Source organism: Mesorhizobium sp. M0184 (assembly GCF_040322215.1).
Classification (GTDB): domain Bacteria; phylum Pseudomonadota; class Alphaproteobacteria; order Rhizobiales; family Rhizobiaceae; genus Mesorhizobium.
Map to the genome: position 1 here is coordinate 1 of NZ_JAMYSZ010000103.1, position 861 is coordinate 861.

The following is an 861-nucleotide window of genomic DNA, read 5'->3' on the forward strand; positions in this document are numbered from 1 at the left end:
TCGACGCGGCCGTTCCAGCTGGTCACCGGCCGCACCTGGATGGGCACCGCCTTCGGCGGCGCGCGCGGCCGCACCGACGTGCCGAAGATCGTCGACTGGTACATGGCCGGCAAGATCGAGATCGATCCGATGATCACCCACACGCTGAAGCTCGAGGACATCAACAAGGGCTTTGACCTGATGCATGAAGGCAAGTCGATCAGGAGCGTGGTGGTTTACTGAGGAGGAGAAAGCCGCCGGCTAACCAGCCAACGGCCGAAAAATGCAGATGTTCAACACGGGAGGAGACAAAAATGCCGGAAAAACTGCATCCTAAAATCGACAATGGACTGCCACGGGAAAAGGCCGACTTTGCCGGCGGCACGCTGGTCTGCGCCTGCACCAGCAACCCGGTCAAGGTGAAGGTCAAGGGCCAGATCGCCCATAACCATGCCTGCGGCTGCACCAAATGCTGGAAGCCGGAAGGCGCGCTGTTCTCGGTCGTGGCGGTTGCCGGTACAAACGACGTGACGGTGACCGAAAACGCCGACAAGCTGAAGATCGTCGATCCGGGCGCGCTGATCCTGCGCCATGCCTGCACCGGCTGCGGCGTCCACATGCACGGCCCGGTCGAGCGCGACCACGCTTTCAAGGGGCTGTCCTTCATCCATCCCGAACGCTTCCAGGAAGACGGCTGGTCGCCGCCGGGCTTCACCGCCTTTGTCTCTTCAATCATCGAGTCCGGTGTCGATCCGAGCCGCATGGACGGCATAAGGTCACAGCTGAAGTCGATCGGGCTCGAACCTTATGATTGCCTCAATCCAGGACTGATGGACTATATCGCCACCTGGACGGCCAAGAGGTCCGGCGCGTTGCCGGCCT

At 61.4% G+C, this 861-nt stretch carries 1 protein-coding gene and 1 pseudogene; both read left to right on the forward strand.

The annotated features are described in order from the left end of the window. Nucleotides 1-222: pseudogene (locus NKJ23_RS34490) on the forward strand (S-(hydroxymethyl)glutathione dehydrogenase); the annotation flags it as partial. A gap of 71 nt (nt 223-293) precedes the next feature. Next, a partial coding sequence (gfa, locus tag NKJ23_RS34495; RefSeq protein WP_352579655.1) for an S-(hydroxymethyl)glutathione synthase occupies nt 294-861 on the forward strand: 568 nt, incomplete at its 3' end.